This is a genomic window from Allosphingosinicella sp., from assembly GCF_036570505.1.
GTDB lineage: Bacteria > Pseudomonadota > Alphaproteobacteria > Sphingomonadales > Sphingomonadaceae > Allosphingosinicella.
Window position 1 is genome coordinate 1 of sequence record NZ_DATCYB010000076.1, and the last position, 16,121, is coordinate 16,121.

The following is a 16,121-nucleotide window of genomic DNA, read 5'->3' on the forward strand; positions in this document are numbered from 1 at the left end:
TCTGGCTTGCCGGTCAGGCAAATCGCGCCTTATCCTCTCGCTGTTCGGCGGCGCTGGATGGCTGGTACAAATGCGGCCGTCAGCCGCAGCGACCAGCACGCGTGCTCAAGCGCGTTTCTCAACTTCCGGGGCCGTCGGACACCAATGTCGAAAGCAGGAAATTAGCTGAGTTCCGAAGCCCCTGCCTGCCATAGATCGGTATTACGTTGACGCCAAAGCTACTTGCATCAGCCGCTAGAAATGGCCTTGCGGCCAATACCTAACAAGTATCACATGTCTTCGATAGGTCTCGTGCACTCGTCAGAACCATGCATCGCTTCTCAGACCTCGCTGGAGCGGAGCGCTTACTCGCGCGAAAGAAGGAGGCAGCATGGATTTAGCCGCATGAGCAGATCCGGACTTATCCCGCCGGACGTTATCGCGGAACTGCCGGGGCCGATCCAGGAGTTGGTCTCGAAGCTCCACGAAGTTAGCGAGCGTCAGATGCGATCGCCACGCTTTAGGCTGCACATTTTGCAACGGCGGCTGCGGGCATGGCTGGGCACGGGACCGATCGACTGGGACGAGCCCCGCCTGCGCGGGTATCTTCGAGACAAGCTCGTTGGTCTCGATCCCGAGAAGTGCCGACTGTGCCATCTTCTGGCGCGAGCGACGGGAGCGATGCGAATCGTCGAGGTCGGCACTTCGTTCGGTCTGTCCACGATCTACCTGGCCGCCGCGGTCCGGGACAATTCCCTCACAACCGGCGGGCAGGGCGTCGTGATCGGAACAGAGAACGAACCAAGCAAGGCCGAGCAGGCTCGCTTGAACCTCGCGGACGCGGGGCTCGCTGAGTGGGCGGAGGTTCGGGAGGGGGACTTTCGCATCACATTGCGCGATATTCGGGAACCGATCGATCTCGTGCTGATGGACATCTGGGCTCCCTTGGCGCGCCCGGCGCTCGATCTGCTCGTCCCGCACCTGCGGGATCGCGCCATGGTCGTATGCGACAATATCGTCGCGGCGCGTCGCGAGTATCGCGACTATCTAGAACTGGTGCGCAACCCAGCCAACGGTTTTGCGTCGGTCACCCTTCCGTTCAAGGGTGGGCTCGAACTGTCGGTCAGGCTGATCGGAGAAGCGACACCGCCCGAGCCGGGCTGATCACGGCCTTAAACAATCTGTGAAGTTCCAGCCGCGCCCAGCGGGCGCTCAAACCGGAAGCCCGACCGCCTGTTCAGGACGGCGGACCGGCGAACCAGCGCTTAAAATTCTCGATAGTTGGGCAGATGCGCCTTCGGCGCGCCAAGGATGCGACCGTGTTAACAGCGACGGCGCAATTGTAGAAGCGGCCTTCGCGGCGCAGCGGGGCGCCCACCAGCAGGAACGGGCGCAGCTCGCGGCTCGCCTCGACCAGCTCCAGCAGCCGGGCCTCCACATCGTCGAGCAGGGCGCGCTGGAGAAGAAGGTCGTCGATCGAATAGCCGGACAGGCCGAGCTCGGGGAAGACCATCAACGCCACCGCCTGATCGTCGCCGGCGCGGGCGAGCTCGAGCGACTGTTCTAGGTTGAAGGCGGGGCTGCCGCCCGGCAGCGCGGCCGGCATGCAGCGACCCGGACGAAACCCTGCCGATAGACGGACAGAAAATCCTCGGTCGAGCGTAGGGCGGGGACTGGTTCGGGGTCATATGTGCATCCCCTGTCCGAGCAGCACGAGGGCCGCTTCCTTCAGCGATTCGGGCAGCGTCGGGTGCGCGTGGGTGGTCAGCGCCAGATCCTCGCTGGCCCCGCCATATTCCATGGCCAGCACCGCCTCATGGATCATCGTCCCGGCATCGGGGCCGATGATATGGGCACCGAGCAGGCGATCGGTCTTCGCATCCGCCAGCAGCTTCGTGAGCCCGCGCGTGTCCCCGTTGCAGCGCGCCCGGCTGTTGGCGGCAAAGGGAAAGCTGCCGGCCTTGTACTCGACACCGGCGGCCTTGAGCTCCTCCTCCGTCTTGCCGACGCTCGCAACCTCGGGCGAGGTGTAGATGACGGCCGGCACGGTATTGTAGTCGACCCCCGCGTATCGCCCCGAGATGCCCTCGACGCAGCGCACGCCGTCGAGGGTCGTCTTGTGGGCGAGCATCGGTCCGGCAATCACGTCACCGATGGCGTAAATGCCTGGGACAGCGGTCTTGAATCCCGCCGACACGGGAATACGGCCTTTCTCATCCAGGGTGATCCCGACCCGCTCGAGACCAAGCCCCTCCGTATATGGCCGCCGCCCCACCGCGACGAGCACCACGTCGGCAACCAGGGTTTCGCTTTCTCCGCCCTCGGCGGGCTCCAGCGAAACGAGCAGATCGTCGGCCCGCTTCTCAACGGCGGTCACCTTGGTGCTGAAGCGGAACTCCAGCCCCTGCTGCTTGAGCAGCTTCAGGAGATGCCGGGCGATCTCTCGGTCCATGCTGGGAACGATGCCGTCCAGGAACTCGACCACGGTAACATTGGCGCCGAGGCGGCGCCAGACGCACCCCAGCTCGAGGCCGATATAGCCGGCACCGATGACGACGAGATGCTCCGGCACCTTCTCCAGGGAAAGCGCGCCCGTGTTGGAGATGATGCGGCGTTCGTCGATTTCGATGCCCGGCAGCCGCGTGACATCGGAGCCGGTGGCGACGAGGATGCCCTTTTTCGCAGTCAGGGTCCGGGTGCCGCCTTCGATGAGCTCGACGGCGAGCCGGTCAGGCGCCTCGAAATACGCGCTGCCCTTCACCCATTCGATCTTGTTCTTATTGAGCAGGTGCTCGACGCCTTTGGTGAGGCCGGCGACCACCTCGTCCTTGCGCCCGATCAGCTGGCAAAGGTTGAGGGCGACGCCGCCGATGCCGATGCCGTGCTCCTCCAGTCCCTTGCTGACCTCGGCGAAGAGCTCGGTCGAGTGGAGAAGGGCCTTGGACGGAATGCATCCGACGTTGAGGCAGGTGCCGCCGAGCGTCGGCTGCCGTTCGATGCAGGCGACGCGCATCCCCAGCTGAGAGGCCCGGATTGCGGCCGGGTAGCCAGCCGTTCCGCCGCCGATCACGAGTAGGTCGTACGAATCTGACATGGTCGGCTGCTCCTGGGTCAGCTCATGGCGACGTTCTTGATGATGAAACGGCTCATCGGCAGCGCCGGTAGGCGCTTGCGGTCGATGCGGAGGTCTTGGTCCGGCAGCTCGTATCTAATCCGCTCCGTCAGGATGCGCACGGCCACCTTCATCAGAGCGAGAGTGATCCACTCGCCGGGGCAGCGGTGGTGGCGGTAATGGTCTCCGCCTCCCTGGGGGATCAGCTTGAAGGGCGCGCCATCGTCACCCTCGAAGCGATCGGGCCGGAAGACATCGGGATCCTGCCAGGCGCTCGAACGGTTCGTCGCGTGGAGGTCGAGCAGGACGCGGCGCCCCTTCGGGAATCTCATGCCTTTCCAGCTGAAATTGCGCCGGGCCTTCGCCATGACTGCGGGGAAGAAGGGATAAAAGCGGCGGACTTCCTGCACGAACTGGTCGGCGAACTCATCGCCCTTGCCTCGCGGGCTGACGGCTGGGAAGCTGTGCAGCGCATGTGCCACGAAGACGATGTATACCGACACCGCGACGGTAGGCCTGAGCACATTAAGCAGCTCGACGGCGGCGATGCGGGGCGTGAGCAGGCGCCCCGCGGCGTCGCGATGCGCCGCGATGACGGCGAGAGCCGTCTCCGGCGGCGGTGCGAGGCGCCCTCCACGAACGTCTTTGATGACGGAGGCGAGCCAGCGCTCGCTCCTGAGGCGGCCGATCCGTGCCCGCAGATGCCCGACGCCGAGGGCGGCCGCGCGGTCGAAGAGCGGCACGATATCGCGCGTGCGGCGTCCGATATCCTTTGCCGGCAGGGGAACGTCTGCCCACGAGCACACCGAACGCATCAGCATCGGGTGGAGCACATCGTAGAGACCTACCTCCCGCTTCATGGACCAGGCCTCGGCGTCGAGCAGCCATTCCCGCTCCACCAGCTCCGCCAGTTCGGCGATCCGCTGGGTGTCCATCAGCGACATGAACATGGCCTTGCGGTTTTGATGGGTTCGATCGTCGAGCCCCTGGACGCCGCCTTTGCCGAGCAGGGTCGCGCGCACCGGCTCCGGCGTCGCCCCGTGCCGTTTGAAACGGGACTCGTCGTAGAAGAGCGCGGCCGCCTCCGGGCCTCTCATGCATGTCGTCCTGCGCAGCAGGAGCCGCGCCTCGAACAGGTCCGATCCGAACCGGGCGCAGGTTTCCCGGACATAGTCATAAGGCGCGGCGAGGAGGGCGGCCGTGCTGTCGATGCGGCCGTCCCGGGGAAGGCGCAGCCCGGCCCTTCGCTCGCCAGGCTTCGCATCCCGCTCATGATCGCTGTCAGTCATGCTCGGGCATCGCTGAGCACCTAGCCCTGCGGCGCTTTGCCGCCGATGTCGGCGGCATGGACAAGACTTTCGCCGCACTGCAGATTGGCCGGCACCGCCACATCTATCTTCTTGGGATATGGCAGATTGAGCTCAGCCATGATCTTGACGAACTCGGGCAACGTCTTGCCGCCTCCCAAGCGCGGATTGCGCTCCCGCTCCTGAGCGATCGTGGAGACGTGACGATGCTGATAGTCGTGCGCTGGGTAGACGAGCGTGTCCTCGGGCAACGGAAAGATCTTCGCGTGGATCGACTGGTAAAGAGCTTCGGCGCTCCCATTCTGGAAATCCGTCCGTCCGCACCCGTCGATGAGCAATGCATCGCCGGTGAAGATGCGCGCCTGTCCGCCTTTCTCGAGCAGGAGGCAGTGATGGGTGTCGGTGTGCCCGGGGGTAAACAGCGGCCGCAGTGACAGGCTCCCCACGACCACAGGCTCCTCTTCGGTGATGCCGATATCGGCGCAGGCTAGTCCTTCCATGGCGGGGTAGGCGACCTTGCAGCCGGTGAGCGACCTCAGCCGGCTCGCGGAACTCACGTGGTCGGCATGGATGTGCGTTTCCAGGGTCAATTCCAGCCTCAGGCCGAGCTCATGGACCAGCGCGAGGTCGCGTTCCGCAGCCTCGAGGACCGGATCGACGAGTGCGCATTTCCCCGATTCCTGACAGCCGAGCAGATAAGTGTAGGTGGAGGATTCCGGCTCGAAGAGCTGCCTAAAGATCATCGTCAGCTCCATCCCTTCCAGGGGTGCCCGGCTTCCCGTGCTCGATCCGCGACGGGTTCGCCGCGCTCCGAGTCCGTCGGCTCGTCTGCGCCTCCTCCGCTCGCCGGGGTCGCCCGCTTGGCGTCGATCCGCTCGAGATATGCCTCGGCGAGTTGGAAATGGGCGGCCGTTACTTCTGGCACGGTGGAACGTTGCGCCGCTTCAAGCTCCTCCTCCGCCCTCCGTTGAAGATACTGCAGGTCCTCACCGGATCCGGCTTCGATCACTTCGTCCACGCCCATCACTTCACCGCGAAGAGCTGCGTGCCTTGCGCGCCGAAGCTCATCACCCTGAACGGAGCAGTCTGGACGCCGCCCATGCCGGGGGACCCGGCGGGCATTCCCGGAAGGGCGATTCCGCGGACGGCGGGCTTCTGGGCGAGCAGTCGCTCGACAGCGGCGACCGGGACATGCCCTTCCACCGTATAGCCGCCGATCAGGACCGTATGGCAGCCCTGGAGTTCGGCAGGAACGCCGGCGCGCGCCTTCAAGGCAGCGAGGTTCTCGCTGGCAACCACCCGAATGTCGATGCCGGCCCGCCGAAGCGCATCGGCATGTCCGTCGCAACATTCGCATCCGGGATTCTTGTACATGATTCCCTGGACTCGATCTGCGGCAGCGGCCATTTCCGGCGCGACCAGAAGAGCGGGCGCGACCGCCAGCTTCATCAGTTTCTTCAGCATCCGTGCAACTCCATCTCTGATTTCCCGATCAATCGAACAATCAAGCTCTGCTGGCGAGCGGTCGCCGAACAGCGCTCCAGCCGGGAGGAGGGCAGCAGGGCGGCACTCGGCCAACGAGACCTTTCGCCGAGCATAATCTGCCTCGTCTCCGCTGCCCGGCTGCGGCGGAGAAATTGTCCACGTTGTCACTCCGGCCTGATCTTCTCATGGGGCGGTATTGCCCCTGGTTTAATCCTGAGGCTGCGGAACGGTGCGCAGGTAGGGCTTTACTGTCTTCCAGCCGCCCGGAAACTTCTCCTTCGCCTGCTCGTCGGCAAGCGACGGGGCGATGATGCACTCTTCGCCCGGGTTCCAGTTCACAGGGGTCGCCACGGGGTGCTTCGCCGTCAGCTGAATCGAATCGAGCAGCCGCAGGATCTCGGCCACGTTGCGGCCCGAGCTCATCGGATAGATCAGCATCGCTTTGATCTTCTTGTCCGGGCCGATGATGTAGACGGTGCGGACGGTCGCGTTGGTGGCGGCCGTGCGGCCCTCGGTCTCCGTCTCCTCGGCCGGCAGCATGTTGTAGAGCTTCGAAACCTTGAGGTCGTAATCCCCGATCATGGGGAAGTTCACGTCATGGCCGCTGACATCCTTGATGTCCTGTGACCAGCCGTGATGATCGCCCACCTTGTCGACGCTGAGGCCGATCAGCTTCGTGTTCCTCCTGTCGAACTCGGGCTTCTGGCGCGCAAACTCCCCCAACTCGGTCGTGCAGACCGGCGTGAAGTCCTTGGGGTGTGAGAAAAGCACGGCCCAGCTGTTGCCGAGCCACTCATGAAAGTTGAGGGGACCTCCGGTGGTGTCAGCTTCGAAATCCGGAGCGATATCGCCAAGCTTCAAGGTCATCATTCTTCTCCTTAACAATTTGCGCGGTGGGGGACGTATTCGGCGAAACAAGTGCCATCTACAGTCACTGTAGCTTCAAGCGATGGTCGACGAGCCGACGCAGCGCTGCGATGTGCTGACTTAAGCCGCATTTCATCTCGGCAGAGGGTCGAATTGATCGACCACGACCCCTGCCTCACCTGACATAGCCATTTGGCTCTCCTGACGGTGCTCATTTCCATGACCGCTCATAGGCTTGCCGGACCAGAGGATTGCGGTGCTCCAGCCAAGCGGGAACAGGCAGATCCTTCGACCGAAGAAAGTCCGCGTTGAAGACCTTGGACTGGTAACGCGTGCCATAGTCGCAGAGCATGGTGACGATGATCCGGCCTGGGCCGAGATCCTCTGCGAGCCGAACTGCCCCAGCCACGTTGATGCCGGTCGAAGGGCCCACGCACAGGCCTTCATGCTCGAGCAGATCGAACACGACCGGAACAGCCTCATCGTCGGGTATCTGATAGGAATAATCGGGAACAAAGCCTTCGAGGTTCGCCGTTATCCGCCCCTGACCGATCCCTTCGGTGATCGAGGACCCTTCGGACCTCAGTTCACCGCTCGTGTAGTAACTGAAGAGAGCTGCTCCCATCGGATCGGCAAGCGCGACCGCGATGTTGGGATTACGGGTTTTGAGAGCCATGCTGACACCGGCAAGCGTGCCGCCGGTGCCAACCGCGCTTACGAAACCATCAACCTTCCCATCGGTCTGCCGCCATATTTCTGGGCCGGTCGTCTCGATGTGCGCTTGCCGGTTGGCGATGTTGTCGAACTGGTTTGCCCAGACGGCGCCGCTCGGCTCGGTCTGCGCCAGTTCGCGGGCAAGACGGGCCGACAGCTTCACATAATTGTTCTCGTTCGAATAGGGCACGGCCGGCACTTCCACGACTTCCGCTCCCACCAGCCGCAGCATGTCCTTCTTTTCGGGTGTCTGTGTTTCAGGGATGACGATCACGGTGCGGTAGCCGAGGGCATTCGCGACCAGCGTGAGCCCGATGCCCGTATTCCCGGCCGTTCCCTCGACAATGGTACCGCCGCGGCGGAGCTCGCCCGTTCGTTCCGCCTCGCGAATGATGTAGAGCGCCGCGCGATCCTTCACCGACTGCCCCGGGTTCATGAACTCGGCCTTGCCCAGAATTTCGCAGCCCGTGAGCTTTGAGACGCGATCAAGCTTGATGAGGGGCGTATTGCCGATGACGTCAAGAATGCCGTGGTGAATGCTCATTGTGCCCTGCTCCCGCCAGATCCTTGCTCACCTAGGGAAAGCGTCGAGTTCTTGTGCTGGTTCCGGTCTGCCGGATCGGGGACGAAAAGAAGAATCAGCACTCCGATGGTGATGAACGCGTCGGCCAGGTTGAAGGTCGGCCAATGCCACCCGCTCCAGTGGAGGTCGATCACATCCCGAACCGCGCCGAGCCGGATCCGATCGACGATGTTCCCGAACGCGCCGCCGAGGATCATGCCCAGGGCAATCCGTTGAAGGTGGCTTTCCGAGCGCCAGATCAATATGAGGAGGACCAGCGAGATGGCTGCGGCAACCGCGACGAGCATGACGGGCTGCGCTTGCGTGGCGAGGCCGAAGGCGATGCCGGGATTCATGCCGGTCCGGATGGTGAGGAACGGCGTGACGTCGATAACACCGTGCTCAGCGACATAGTCGAATGCGGCCGCCTTCCCGGCCTGATCCGCAGCAACGGCCACCGCTGTCACAAGCGCCCATGCGTAACGGCCCATTGGTCCGATGGACCTATCCGCGGCTTCAGCCCTCAGCGGCTCGTCAGAAGCTGTCCGATTCATGATATCATCCTTCCGAAAGGGACTGAGCCCGCCCGACGCCCTGTAATCGCCAGCAACGTGCTTCCTGCCTTGAGCAGTCGGCAGCAGGCGACGGATTGCAGGGCGCAGGAACAGGGCCGGGAGCGTCGAAATCATCCTTGGGGCAATCATTAGGCCATAGGCCGGTGATGAGCACCGCGCGCACCCGCACATAGTTCAAAGATTTGCCTGCAAACCGGCCTGGGGCTTCAAAGAGCTTTAGGAGTGCTCGCGCACCGACTTTCGTCGGGCAGCGATATTCTGATGGGGTCAACATTGATGATCCTGATTGGCGTGGCCATGACTCGGCCATGAAGAGTCGCTCCAGGGGAGCGACATGCGTCAGGGATTCAGGCTCGTGGAGGCGGTTTCAGACCCTGTTGGACTGCGGAAATGAGAGGCTGGTAAGCGGCTTGCGCGTAGATTTGGCGTGCATCAGCATAGGTGTCATGGACGTTCGGCGGCGGAGGAGTAATTACGAACAGCGGTGCACAGCTGAATGCGCACGCCGTCGAGCTTGAAACCGGCATCCAGCCATTGTTGTCCCTGGTGTCCCGCTCGGCCGCGGCGGTCCCGATTTCCTGATCGACCATCGAGACCTGCAACCAGGAATCGCTGGCCTCGACGCAGCGTATCTCGGCCGCAGGCGACGCCGCACTACTTATCAGGATGAAAACACCTATGAGCATTTTCATCAGGTTCATGAGGCAGGATCGAGCTGAGGTCATTCCGATCCGCCTATCCTGCGCTCGCCCGGCCGGCGGCCAGCTCGCGCACCGCCACCCTCTTGTTATACCAGAAGCCGAACAGGATCGCCGCGAGCACCGCCAGTTGGGCCAACAAGGATTGGGCCGTCGGGACGAGACCCAATATGTCGATCCGGGGCACGGCATCGACGGGTCGAATATCTATCATTCCCGCTTCCTGCAGAGCCGCCACGCCCTTGCCGGCAAGTGTCACTGCGAGAATGGCGATCAGGACAGAGCTGTAGGTGAAGAACTTCGCGATAGGCAGCTTCTTGCTGTAGCGCAGCATCGCAACCGCCGCCACGGCAAGCACAGCCCCAGCAGCGATGGCTCCTGCTGCTATAGCGCCGGCGTGCCCTTGGCTCCATAGCGCCGTGTAGAACAGGATCGTCTCGAACACCTCGCGATAGACCACGACGAAGGTCAGCCCGAACAGGAACCAGGCCGAACGCCTGGAGAGGGCCTTCGAGAGCTTCTCCCGGATGTAGCGCTGCCACGCGCCGGCTTGCGCCTTGCCGTGCATCCAGATGCCGACCGAGAGGAGAACCGCCGCCGCGAACAATGCGCCGAAGCCTTCCGTCAGTTCGCGGCTCGCGCCGCTCACGTTGATAACATAGGTCGCGGCAGCCCAGGTGGCGATGCCGGCCAGAAGAGCGGCTACCCAGCCGCCATGGACGTAGCCCATGACATCCTGTCGCTCCGCCTTGCGCAGGAAGGCTATCATCGCGATGACGATAAGCAGCGCCTCGAGGCCCTCGCGCAGCAGGATCGTGAATGCTCCCAGGAAACTCGAGACAGCGCTGCCGGCCTCGGGCGCCGGCGCGGTTTCCGCCTCGTCGAACAGACGCGTGAGCTCGTCTGCCCGTGCGCGGACTTCCTCGGGTGGGGCTCGACCGCCGATCGCCCCGCGCAGCTCGGCCATGGCGGATTCGATCTGCCGCATGAGCCCAGCATCGCGTGCGCTGAGGAGCGGTTCGACGGGTTCGAAGCCGTCGAGATAGGCGGAGAGCGCAAGATCCGTCGCGCTGGATCTGTCGCCGCGAGCATAAGCCTCGACGGCCTGCGCGAGGCGCTCCTTCGAGAGCGCGAGCGAACCGGACGCGCTGTCCGCCACAACCGACGGATTCGCCCTCAGATAGGCCGCGACGGCGGCTCCTCGTTCAGGACCCAATGCTTCTTGAAGCTGGGCCGGTGTCAGGCGGACGAGCGCAGCCAAGTCTGGAACGAGGCTGCGAGCCTCCGGGTCAGCTTGCCAGATTCGCTCTCCTTCCTGGGCGGCGCTCGACGGGTAGGCGAACTGCCCGACGTGGAAGGCGAGCACCCACCGATCCTCCGGCGGCAGGTGGGAGAAGCCGGGCATCGCCGTGCCTTCAAGCCCCTGCTCGATCACCTGATAAAGCGCGAAGAGACTGCGCTCGCGGGCGCGGGCGCGGTCGGTGAAATCGATCGGCGGCGGGTCCATGCCCTGAGCAGCCGGCCCTCGGCCATCGCCGATAGCCCCATGGCAGCTCGCGCAATTCTCCGCATAGAGCGCGGCGCCACGGGACAGATCGGGGACGCCGGCGGGCGCAAGCGGCACAGGATAGGCGGCGAGCAGCGCCCGGCCGAGCGTTCGCGCTGAAGTCGCCACCTGCTCTGTGGGCGCCTTGGCGGCAATCGCCGCCTCGAGCGTCTCGGCGTGTCGAACCAGCGCCGCCCGAGCCGGCGTGGGAGGAAGCTCAGCCAGCCGCTGCCGCACCGTCGCCGAGAACTCGACCATCTCGGTATATTCGACGTCGTTGATGATGCGCCCCTCGGACACGGCGCCGGCATAATCGACGGCGATATAGTCGAGCAGGCGCCAAATCGTCTGCGCCGGCGCCGGCTGCGCCAGGGCGGGTGTTGTCGCCGCGAGGACTACCAGCAGCAGCATCGCCGCGCGTCGAATGATTGCCCAAAGGCTCATGCGCGCTGCCGAGGCTCCGGCCTGGCGTCGCGGATGGTCTGCCGGGCTGGGTGAAAGACGGGAGCAATCACGGCAGCCACCACCAGGTGGGGCCAAGTGCGCGCCTGCGCGTCGCCACCCGCTCGAAAGCGCGCCAGGTTCATCGCCGCCGCAACGTTGAGGGCACGTAGGGTGAGAGCGATCGGCAGCGGGAAGCTTCGCTACGCGACCTGGCAGCTCTTCTCGTCGCGCTGACCTGATTGCAGGAGCGTTGCCGTCAACCATTTCAGATGAGCCCGGCGAACAGGTCGAAGATCACCCAGGCGAACGCGCCCATGATTGGCAACCCAGTTGTCACGACACCGAACGCTCTTCCAGGTGAACCGCGAGGGTAGCCGCGCCAGAAGGTGATTCGCCCGATCGCGAACAGCACGACCATTGCCACAATGAAGGACAGCGGAGCCTCGCCGTCGACGGTGGCGAGTGCCATGGCGGCAAAGGCTGCCAACACCGCCTGCTCGAGCGTGTTCTGCAGGAAAGCGAGCGGAATCCTCAGCCGCTCGCTCGGCGGACCGAACGCGGAGCCCGCGGTATCCTGGGCCGACTTGCGCCGGAGCCTCGCAATGGTTCCGACTCCGATCATAACCCAAAGCATGATCAGCAGGCCCGCCCGCGCTGCGAAGGCTAGCCGCTCGGCCATCTCCACCGGAAATTCGAACTGCCGCGGCAGCCACCAGACGGCCACTCCGAGAATGGGAGCGCAAAACAGGAAAGACACCGCAGCCTGACGGCGGACGCGTGCGATCTCGGCTTCCAGATCTTTCGGAATCGGGGCTTTCATCGCGCTCTCCTCAAAGCGACGTCCTTTTGGCGGAATTCCGGCATCAGATTCGCAGTGCATGCTCCTTCAGCTCGGCGCGAGCGTGGCGGATGATCTCCCAAGCGGAATGGAGGAAGATCGCGGCAATCACGGCTGCGACGACAAGGTCGGGCCAAGCGCTGTTCAGCCAATAGACCAGACCGGCGGCAATGATGACCGCCACATTGTTGATCGCGTCGTTGCGGGAGAACAGCCAGATAGCCCGCGCCTGCGCATCGCCGCCCTCGCGAAAGCGGGCCAGGACGAGCGCAGCCGTGACGTTGACAGCCAAGGCCGCGATCCCGATGCCGCCCATCAGCTCCGCCTCAGGGGAAACTGCATTCATCGCACGCCAGGCGGCCATTCCGAGCACCCAGGCCCCGAGCAGCGCGAGGAAGATGCCTTGGGTGAGTGCGACCTTCGCGCGTGTGGACTCGGCCCAAGCCAGGGCGAGCAGGCCGACGAAGGTGATGGACCCGTCCCCGAGGAAATCGAGCGAGTCCGCCTTCAGCGCCTGGCTGCCAGAAAGGAAGCCGCCGACCAGCTCTACGAGGCCGAAGCCGACGTTGAGGATGACGACGATCCAGAGCGCGCGGCGGTAGGCGGGATCGACCGCAGCCCTGTCGGTATCGCCGTGGCAGCCGCAGCCGCTCTCTTCTTTCGATTCGCTCATGACGCCTCTGTAGAACCTCCAGTCGCTGGAGGAGCAAGGCTGTTCGCCACGGCCGGTGCCACGTCGAGCCGGAACAGGCTGATCTCCCCCGTCGGCGTGCGGACGATCCGGCTCGGGCGGCCACTGTCATGGTCGAGGTCGGCGAGGATTGCTTCTATCGCCCCGCGCGCGTTGGGTTCGGTGTTCTCGGCGCCGTCAAGACGTTGCACCAAGCCGAACAAGGTGCGCATCAGTCGGGAGCGCTGGCGCGCATAGTCGGCGACATGCACCTCCCCGCCGGGAACGACGGTCCTGGCCATGGCTTCGATCCCGCGTCTCTTCTCCTCCATCGGCACCTGATGAAAGACAAGGCTCGAGACGACCTTGGTGAAGGGGTCGCCCGAGCGGTCCGCGTCACGCGCGAACCCCCGCCGCCACTCGATCTTAACGCCGGCGCCACGCGCTTTGGCGGCGGCGATCTCCAGCACCGCCGGATCCGGGTCCAGACCGACGACGCGCGCGCCGGGCGCCGCCTTCTTTACGAGCAACGCGAACGTCCCGGTGCCGCATCCGACGTCGAGGATCGCATCGCCTTCGCGCGGGGCGAGTTGCTCGAGCAGGGCTAAGCGCCATCTCCTCTCGCGCGTCAGCATCCTGATCGCGAGATCGTATGCGCCGGTCATTTCGGGTCGGCCCAGCGCCGGCGTGAAGTCCATCTGGTTCATTCCGCCTCTCCTGCCATTTGACTCGTGCAGGCACCGGCTACATCCTCCAGTCACTGGAGGATCAAGCGTTATGGCGATGCTGATGATCGGAGAACTAGCCAGGCGTACCGGCGCCAAGGTCAACACGATCCGCTTCTATGAAGACATAGGGTTGATGCCGTTGGCGGCGCGCACCGATTCCGGCCGCCGCACCTATGGCGAGGCCGATGTGCGACGACTGAAATTTATTCGTAACGGGCGGGAGCTGGGCTTCTCGACGGAGGAGTTGAAGTCGCTGATCTCGCTCTCGGAGCAGCCGGATCGCGATTGTGGTGCGGCGGCGGCGATAGCACGTCGTCACCTCGCCGACGTGGAAGCGAGAATGGCGCGCCTTGCGGTGCTGCGAAACGAACTGGAGAAAGTTGCCGTGAACTGCGACGGCGGCCGCATGGCTGATTGTCAGGTGATTGAGACGATAGCGGATGTCGGCTCACATTGAGCGTTGACGTAGGCTTCAGCTGACGGTTGAAAACGGCTGTGGTTCGAGAAGCAGGGCGGCTGCCCGGCCGCGATTGCAGAAAGTCTCAGTCGCGTCGGCCACCTGCCGCTCTCACGAATTTTTGGCTGCAGCGATCGGAGGCTCAGTACGTCCAGGGCCTGACGAAGGTCTATTCCATATTAGTCGAAATATAGATTGACGAGCTGGATCGACTCAAATATTTCCACGTTCATCGAAATGATGGAGGTAGAGGATGTCCGGACGCTTCAGGCAATTTGTCGAACGCATGCTGACCGTGACCTCGCAACAGCTCGCGCTTTGCTGCCATCGCGAGGTTGGCAATCTCCCGCTGGAGAAGCTTCGCGACCGCGATTGTTGTCCGCAGAAAGCCGGATGATGGACTCCGCCGCCGTCATTGGGGCGTTGGGGGCCCTCGCGCAGGAGCACCGCCTCGCGGCGTTCCGTCTCCTGGTCCAGGCCGGCGACGAGGGCATGCCGGCGGGCGCGATCGCCGAGGCTCTGGGCGTCCCCAACTCGTCGCTGTCCTTCCATCTCGCTCAGCTGACGCGGGCGGGACTGATTAGGCAGGAGCGGCAGAGCCGGTCCCTCATCTACACCGCCGACTATGCCGCGATGAATGCGCTGCTCGGCGATCTCACCGAAAACTGCTGCGCCGGCGCGGCCTGTGCCCCCGATGCAGGCTGCGGCTCGGGAGCCGCTCCCGTTCAGGAAAGGAAATCAGCATGAAGCGCCTGCATGTCCATGTCGGAGTCGAGAACCTCGATCAGTCGATCGGCTTCTACTCCACCTTGTTCGGTGCGGAGCCGGCCGTGGTGAAGCAGGACTATGCGAAGTGGATGCTCGAGGATCCGAGGGTCAACTTCGCAATTTCGGCCGGCAATCACGCCGCTAAGGGAATCGAGCATCTCGGCATTCAGGTCGAAAACCAGGAGGAGCTGGCCGAGGTCTATGGTCGCCTCAAGGCCGCCGATCGTCCGGTTGTCGAGGAAGGTGCTACCACCTGCTGCTACGCCAAGTCGGAGAAGAGTTGGATCGCCGATCCGCAGGGCGTCGTGTGGGAGGCGTTCTTCACCAATGGCGAGGCGACGGTTTACGGCGACAACGTCGATCTGACCGCCATCTCCGCCAATGCGGCGGAGGCAAACTGCTGCGCTCCGGTCATTTCCAAGGAAGTGGCCTGCTGCGACGACACGACGCCCCAGGGCGTCTGCTGTGAGCCGAAGCAGGGTCGTGCGGCGGAGGCCCCGTGCTGCGGCTGACGCGGCTCCACGATTCCGATCTCGCGCAGCTTGAGGTTGCGCTGGACGCTGCCAACCTCCCGTACGACGACGTGCGGGAGGCGGGCCGGCTCTTCTATTCGTCGGGCGAAGGCGAGCTCGCCTTTGTGGGGATGGAGATATTTGGTGCCGATGCTCTCCTGCGTTCGCTGGTCGTGCCTTCGGCGGCGCGCGGCAAGGGGCTTGGGAAAAGCATCGTCGAAGCCTTGGCCGTCGAGGCGAAGAAGATCGGCATCGAGCGGCTCTGGCTTCTGACCACGACCGCCGCCGACTTCTTCGCGGCGATCGGCTTTGAGCCTGCCGCACGGCCGGAGGCGCCGCGTAAGATCCAGACCACGCGAGAGTTCCGCGACCTCTGTCCGGCCTCGGCCGCATTCATGAAGCTAGACCTCACGAGGGCCCATCAGTGACCGTCACCATTTATCACAATCCCGCCTGCGGCACGTCCCGCAACACCTTGGGGCTGATCCGCAACGCCGGTATCGAGCCGACCGTCATCGAATATCTGGAGGAGCCGCCGAGCCGGTCCGAGCTGGTGTCGCTGATCGACCGAATGGGCATAAGCCCGCGCGAGCTGCTGAGGCAGAAGGGCACGCCCTATGCCGAGCTCGGCTTGGATAACCAGGATCTGACGGAGGACCAGCTCATCGATGCGATGATGGAGCACCCGATCCTGATCAACCGGCCCGTCGTCGTGACGTCGCTGGGCGTGAAGCTCTGCCGCCCGTCGGAGGAAGTTCTCGACATCCTCCCGCAGCCCCAGCGTGGAGCTTTCCGAAAGGAAGACGGCGAGTTAATCGTCGATGAAAGCGGCCGTCACGTCGGCTCGCCCAAGGAATAG

20 protein-coding genes are annotated in these 16,121 nt (G+C 64.0%); 6 read left to right on the forward strand and 14 right to left on the reverse strand.

Annotated features, from left to right (window positions below; translation table 11 throughout):
• The first annotated feature begins 483 nt into the window (after positions 1-483).
• Positions 484-1,143 carry an O-methyltransferase gene (locus tag VIR62_RS09060; RefSeq protein ID WP_431870567.1) on the forward strand — a complete coding sequence of 220 codons (660 nt, stop codon included), beginning with the start codon at positions 484-486 and terminating at the stop codon, positions 1,141-1,143.
• 73 nt (positions 1,144-1,216) lie between these two features.
• Here VIR62_RS09060 and VIR62_RS09065 read toward each other — a convergent pair whose 3' ends face one another.
• The 14 genes from VIR62_RS09065 to VIR62_RS09130 all read right to left on the reverse strand — a co-directional run bounded on the left by VIR62_RS09065 (position 1,217) and on the right by VIR62_RS09130 (position 13,504).
• Complete coding sequence (locus VIR62_RS09065) at positions 1,217-1,585, reverse strand: nitrilase-related carbon-nitrogen hydrolase (protein WP_431870568.1); 369 nt, start codon at positions 1,583-1,585, stop codon at positions 1,217-1,219.
• A gap of 78 nt (positions 1,586-1,663) precedes the next feature.
• Positions 1,664-3,073, reverse strand: a complete 1,410-nt coding sequence (gene lpdA, locus VIR62_RS09070; protein ID WP_431870569.1) for a dihydrolipoyl dehydrogenase — start codon at positions 3,071-3,073, stop codon at positions 1,664-1,666.
• A gap of 17 nt (positions 3,074-3,090) precedes the next feature.
• Positions 3,091-4,380 (reverse strand): cytochrome P450, encoded by a 1,290-nt coding sequence (locus tag VIR62_RS09075; RefSeq protein ID WP_431870571.1) that lies wholly within the window; start codon positions 4,378-4,380, stop codon positions 3,091-3,093.
• A 20-nt stretch (positions 4,381-4,400) separates the two neighbouring features.
• The gene (locus tag VIR62_RS09080) at positions 4,401-5,141 is read right to left on the reverse strand and encodes an MBL fold metallo-hydrolase (protein WP_431870573.1); all 741 of its coding nucleotides are present in this window, start codon (positions 5,139-5,141) and stop codon (positions 4,401-4,403) included.
• A 2-nt stretch (positions 5,142-5,143) separates the two neighbouring features.
• Entirely contained in the window at positions 5,144-5,416 is a 273-nt protein-coding gene (locus tag VIR62_RS09085) for a hypothetical protein (protein WP_431870575.1), read from the reverse strand.
• A gap of 5 nt (positions 5,417-5,421) precedes the next feature.
• On the reverse strand, positions 5,422-5,862 hold the full coding sequence (locus VIR62_RS09090) for a DUF411 domain-containing protein (RefSeq protein ID WP_431870577.1): 441 nt from the start codon (positions 5,860-5,862) through the stop codon (positions 5,422-5,424).
• A 228-nt stretch (positions 5,863-6,090) separates the two neighbouring features.
• Entirely contained in the window at positions 6,091-6,750 is a 660-nt protein-coding gene (locus tag VIR62_RS09095; RefSeq protein ID WP_431870579.1) for a peroxiredoxin, read from the reverse strand.
• Between the two features lie 211 nt (positions 6,751-6,961).
• The gene (locus VIR62_RS09100) at positions 6,962-8,008 is read right to left on the reverse strand and encodes a cysteine synthase A (protein ID WP_431870581.1); all 1,047 of its coding nucleotides are present in this window, start codon (positions 8,006-8,008) and stop codon (positions 6,962-6,964) included.
• Positions 8,005-8,715: a signal peptidase II gene (gene lspA, locus VIR62_RS09105; RefSeq protein ID WP_431870583.1), complete on the reverse strand. Its 711-nt coding sequence runs from the start codon at positions 8,713-8,715 to the stop codon at positions 8,005-8,007. The genes VIR62_RS09100 and lspA overlap by 4 nt, the downstream gene beginning before the upstream one ends.
• Positions 8,716-8,948: 233 nt before the next feature.
• Positions 8,949-9,302, reverse strand: a complete 354-nt coding sequence (locus VIR62_RS09110; RefSeq protein WP_431870584.1) for a hypothetical protein — start codon at positions 9,300-9,302, stop codon at positions 8,949-8,951.
• A gap of 34 nt (positions 9,303-9,336) precedes the next feature.
• Complete coding sequence (locus VIR62_RS09115) at positions 9,337-11,289, reverse strand: FTR1 family protein (RefSeq protein ID WP_431870586.1); 1,953 nt, start codon at positions 11,287-11,289, stop codon at positions 9,337-9,339.
• Between the two features lie 265 nt (positions 11,290-11,554).
• Positions 11,555-12,169: an MAPEG family protein gene (locus tag VIR62_RS09120; protein ID WP_431870588.1), complete on the reverse strand. Its 615-nt coding sequence runs from the start codon at positions 12,167-12,169 to the stop codon at positions 11,555-11,557.
• On the reverse strand, positions 12,153-12,800 hold the full coding sequence (locus VIR62_RS09125; protein ID WP_431870590.1) for a cation transporter: 648 nt from the start codon (positions 12,798-12,800) through the stop codon (positions 12,153-12,155). The genes VIR62_RS09120 and VIR62_RS09125 overlap by 17 nt, the downstream gene beginning before the upstream one ends.
• Entirely contained in the window at positions 12,797-13,504 is a 708-nt protein-coding gene (locus VIR62_RS09130; protein ID WP_431870592.1) for a class I SAM-dependent methyltransferase, read from the reverse strand. Before VIR62_RS09130 ends, VIR62_RS09125 begins: the two co-directional genes overlap by 4 nt.
• A 70-nt stretch (positions 13,505-13,574) precedes the next feature.
• On the opposite strand from VIR62_RS09130, the gene VIR62_RS09135 reads away from it, so the two are divergent.
• The 5 genes from VIR62_RS09135 to arsC all read left to right on the forward strand — a co-directional run bounded on the left by VIR62_RS09135 (position 13,575) and on the right by arsC (position 16,121).
• Positions 13,575-13,982, forward strand: coding sequence for a MerR family transcriptional regulator (locus tag VIR62_RS09135; protein ID WP_431870593.1), 408 nt, complete (start codon positions 13,575-13,577; stop codon positions 13,980-13,982).
• A gap of 396 nt (positions 13,983-14,378) precedes the next feature.
• A complete protein-coding gene (locus tag VIR62_RS09140; RefSeq protein WP_431870626.1) occupies positions 14,379-14,729 on the forward strand; it encodes an ArsR/SmtB family transcription factor in 351 nt (116 codons plus the stop codon).
• A complete protein-coding gene (locus VIR62_RS09145) occupies positions 14,726-15,262 on the forward strand; it encodes an ArsI/CadI family heavy metal resistance metalloenzyme (protein WP_431870595.1) in 537 nt (178 codons plus the stop codon). The genes VIR62_RS09140 and VIR62_RS09145 overlap by 4 nt, the downstream gene beginning before the upstream one ends.
• Positions 15,250-15,690 carry an arsenic resistance N-acetyltransferase ArsN2 gene (gene arsN2 / locus VIR62_RS09150; protein WP_431870596.1) on the forward strand — a complete coding sequence of 147 codons (441 nt, stop codon included), beginning with the start codon at positions 15,250-15,252 and terminating at the stop codon, positions 15,688-15,690. The genes VIR62_RS09145 and arsN2 overlap by 13 nt, the downstream gene beginning before the upstream one ends.
• Positions 15,687-16,121 (forward strand): arsenate reductase (glutaredoxin), encoded by a 435-nt coding sequence (gene arsC, locus VIR62_RS09155; protein WP_431870598.1) that lies wholly within the window; start codon positions 15,687-15,689, stop codon positions 16,119-16,121. Before arsN2 ends, arsC begins: the two co-directional genes overlap by 4 nt.

What these genes read in the sequence shown, in the direction of transcription:
- VIR62_RS09095 (WP_431870579.1), bottom strand. Translation starts at nt 6,750, where the DNA reads ATGACCTTGAAGCTTGGCGATATCGCTCCGGATTTCGAAGCTGACACC.
- lpdA (WP_431870569.1), bottom strand. Translation starts at nt 3,073, where the DNA reads ATGTCAGATTCGTACGACCTACTCGTGATCGGCGGCGGAACGGCTGGC.
- lspA (WP_431870583.1), bottom strand. Translation starts at nt 8,715, where the DNA reads ATGATTTCGACGCTCCCGGCCCTGTTCCTGCGCCCTGCAATCCGTCGC.
- VIR62_RS09115 (WP_431870586.1), bottom strand. Translation starts at nt 11,289, where the DNA reads ATGAGCCTTTGGGCAATCATTCGACGCGCGGCGATGCTGCTGCTGGTA.
- VIR62_RS09130 (WP_431870592.1), bottom strand. Translation starts at nt 13,504, where the DNA reads ATGAACCAGATGGACTTCACGCCGGCGCTGGGCCGACCCGAAATGACC.
- VIR62_RS09080 (WP_431870573.1), bottom strand. Translation starts at nt 5,141, where the DNA reads ATGATCTTTAGGCAGCTCTTCGAGCCGGAATCCTCCACCTACACTTAT.
- VIR62_RS09100 (WP_431870581.1), bottom strand. Translation starts at nt 8,008, where the DNA reads ATGAGCATTCACCACGGCATTCTTGACGTCATCGGCAATACGCCCCTC.
- VIR62_RS09075 (WP_431870571.1), bottom strand. Translation starts at nt 4,380, where the DNA reads ATGACTGACAGCGATCATGAGCGGGATGCGAAGCCTGGCGAGCGAAGG.
- VIR62_RS09090 (WP_431870577.1), bottom strand. Translation starts at nt 5,862, where the DNA reads ATGCTGAAGAAACTGATGAAGCTGGCGGTCGCGCCCGCTCTTCTGGTC.
- VIR62_RS09120 (WP_431870588.1), bottom strand. Translation starts at nt 12,169, where the DNA reads ATGCACTGCGAATCTGATGCCGGAATTCCGCCAAAAGGACGTCGCTTT.
- VIR62_RS09110 (WP_431870584.1), bottom strand. Translation starts at nt 9,302, where the DNA reads ATGAACCTGATGAAAATGCTCATAGGTGTTTTCATCCTGATAAGTAGT.
- VIR62_RS09135 (WP_431870593.1), top strand. Translation starts at nt 13,575, where the DNA reads ATGGCGATGCTGATGATCGGAGAACTAGCCAGGCGTACCGGCGCCAAG.
- VIR62_RS09125 (WP_431870590.1), bottom strand. Translation starts at nt 12,800, where the DNA reads ATGAGCGAATCGAAAGAAGAGAGCGGCTGCGGCTGCCACGGCGATACC.
- VIR62_RS09065 (WP_431870568.1), bottom strand. Translation starts at nt 1,585, where the DNA reads ATGCCGGCCGCGCTGCCGGGCGGCAGCCCCGCCTTCAACCTAGAACAG.
- VIR62_RS09060 (WP_431870567.1), top strand. Translation starts at nt 484, where the DNA reads ATGCGATCGCCACGCTTTAGGCTGCACATTTTGCAACGGCGGCTGCGG.
- VIR62_RS09145 (WP_431870595.1), top strand. Translation starts at nt 14,726, where the DNA reads ATGAAGCGCCTGCATGTCCATGTCGGAGTCGAGAACCTCGATCAGTCG.
- VIR62_RS09140 (WP_431870626.1), top strand. Translation starts at nt 14,379, where the DNA reads ATGGACTCCGCCGCCGTCATTGGGGCGTTGGGGGCCCTCGCGCAGGAG.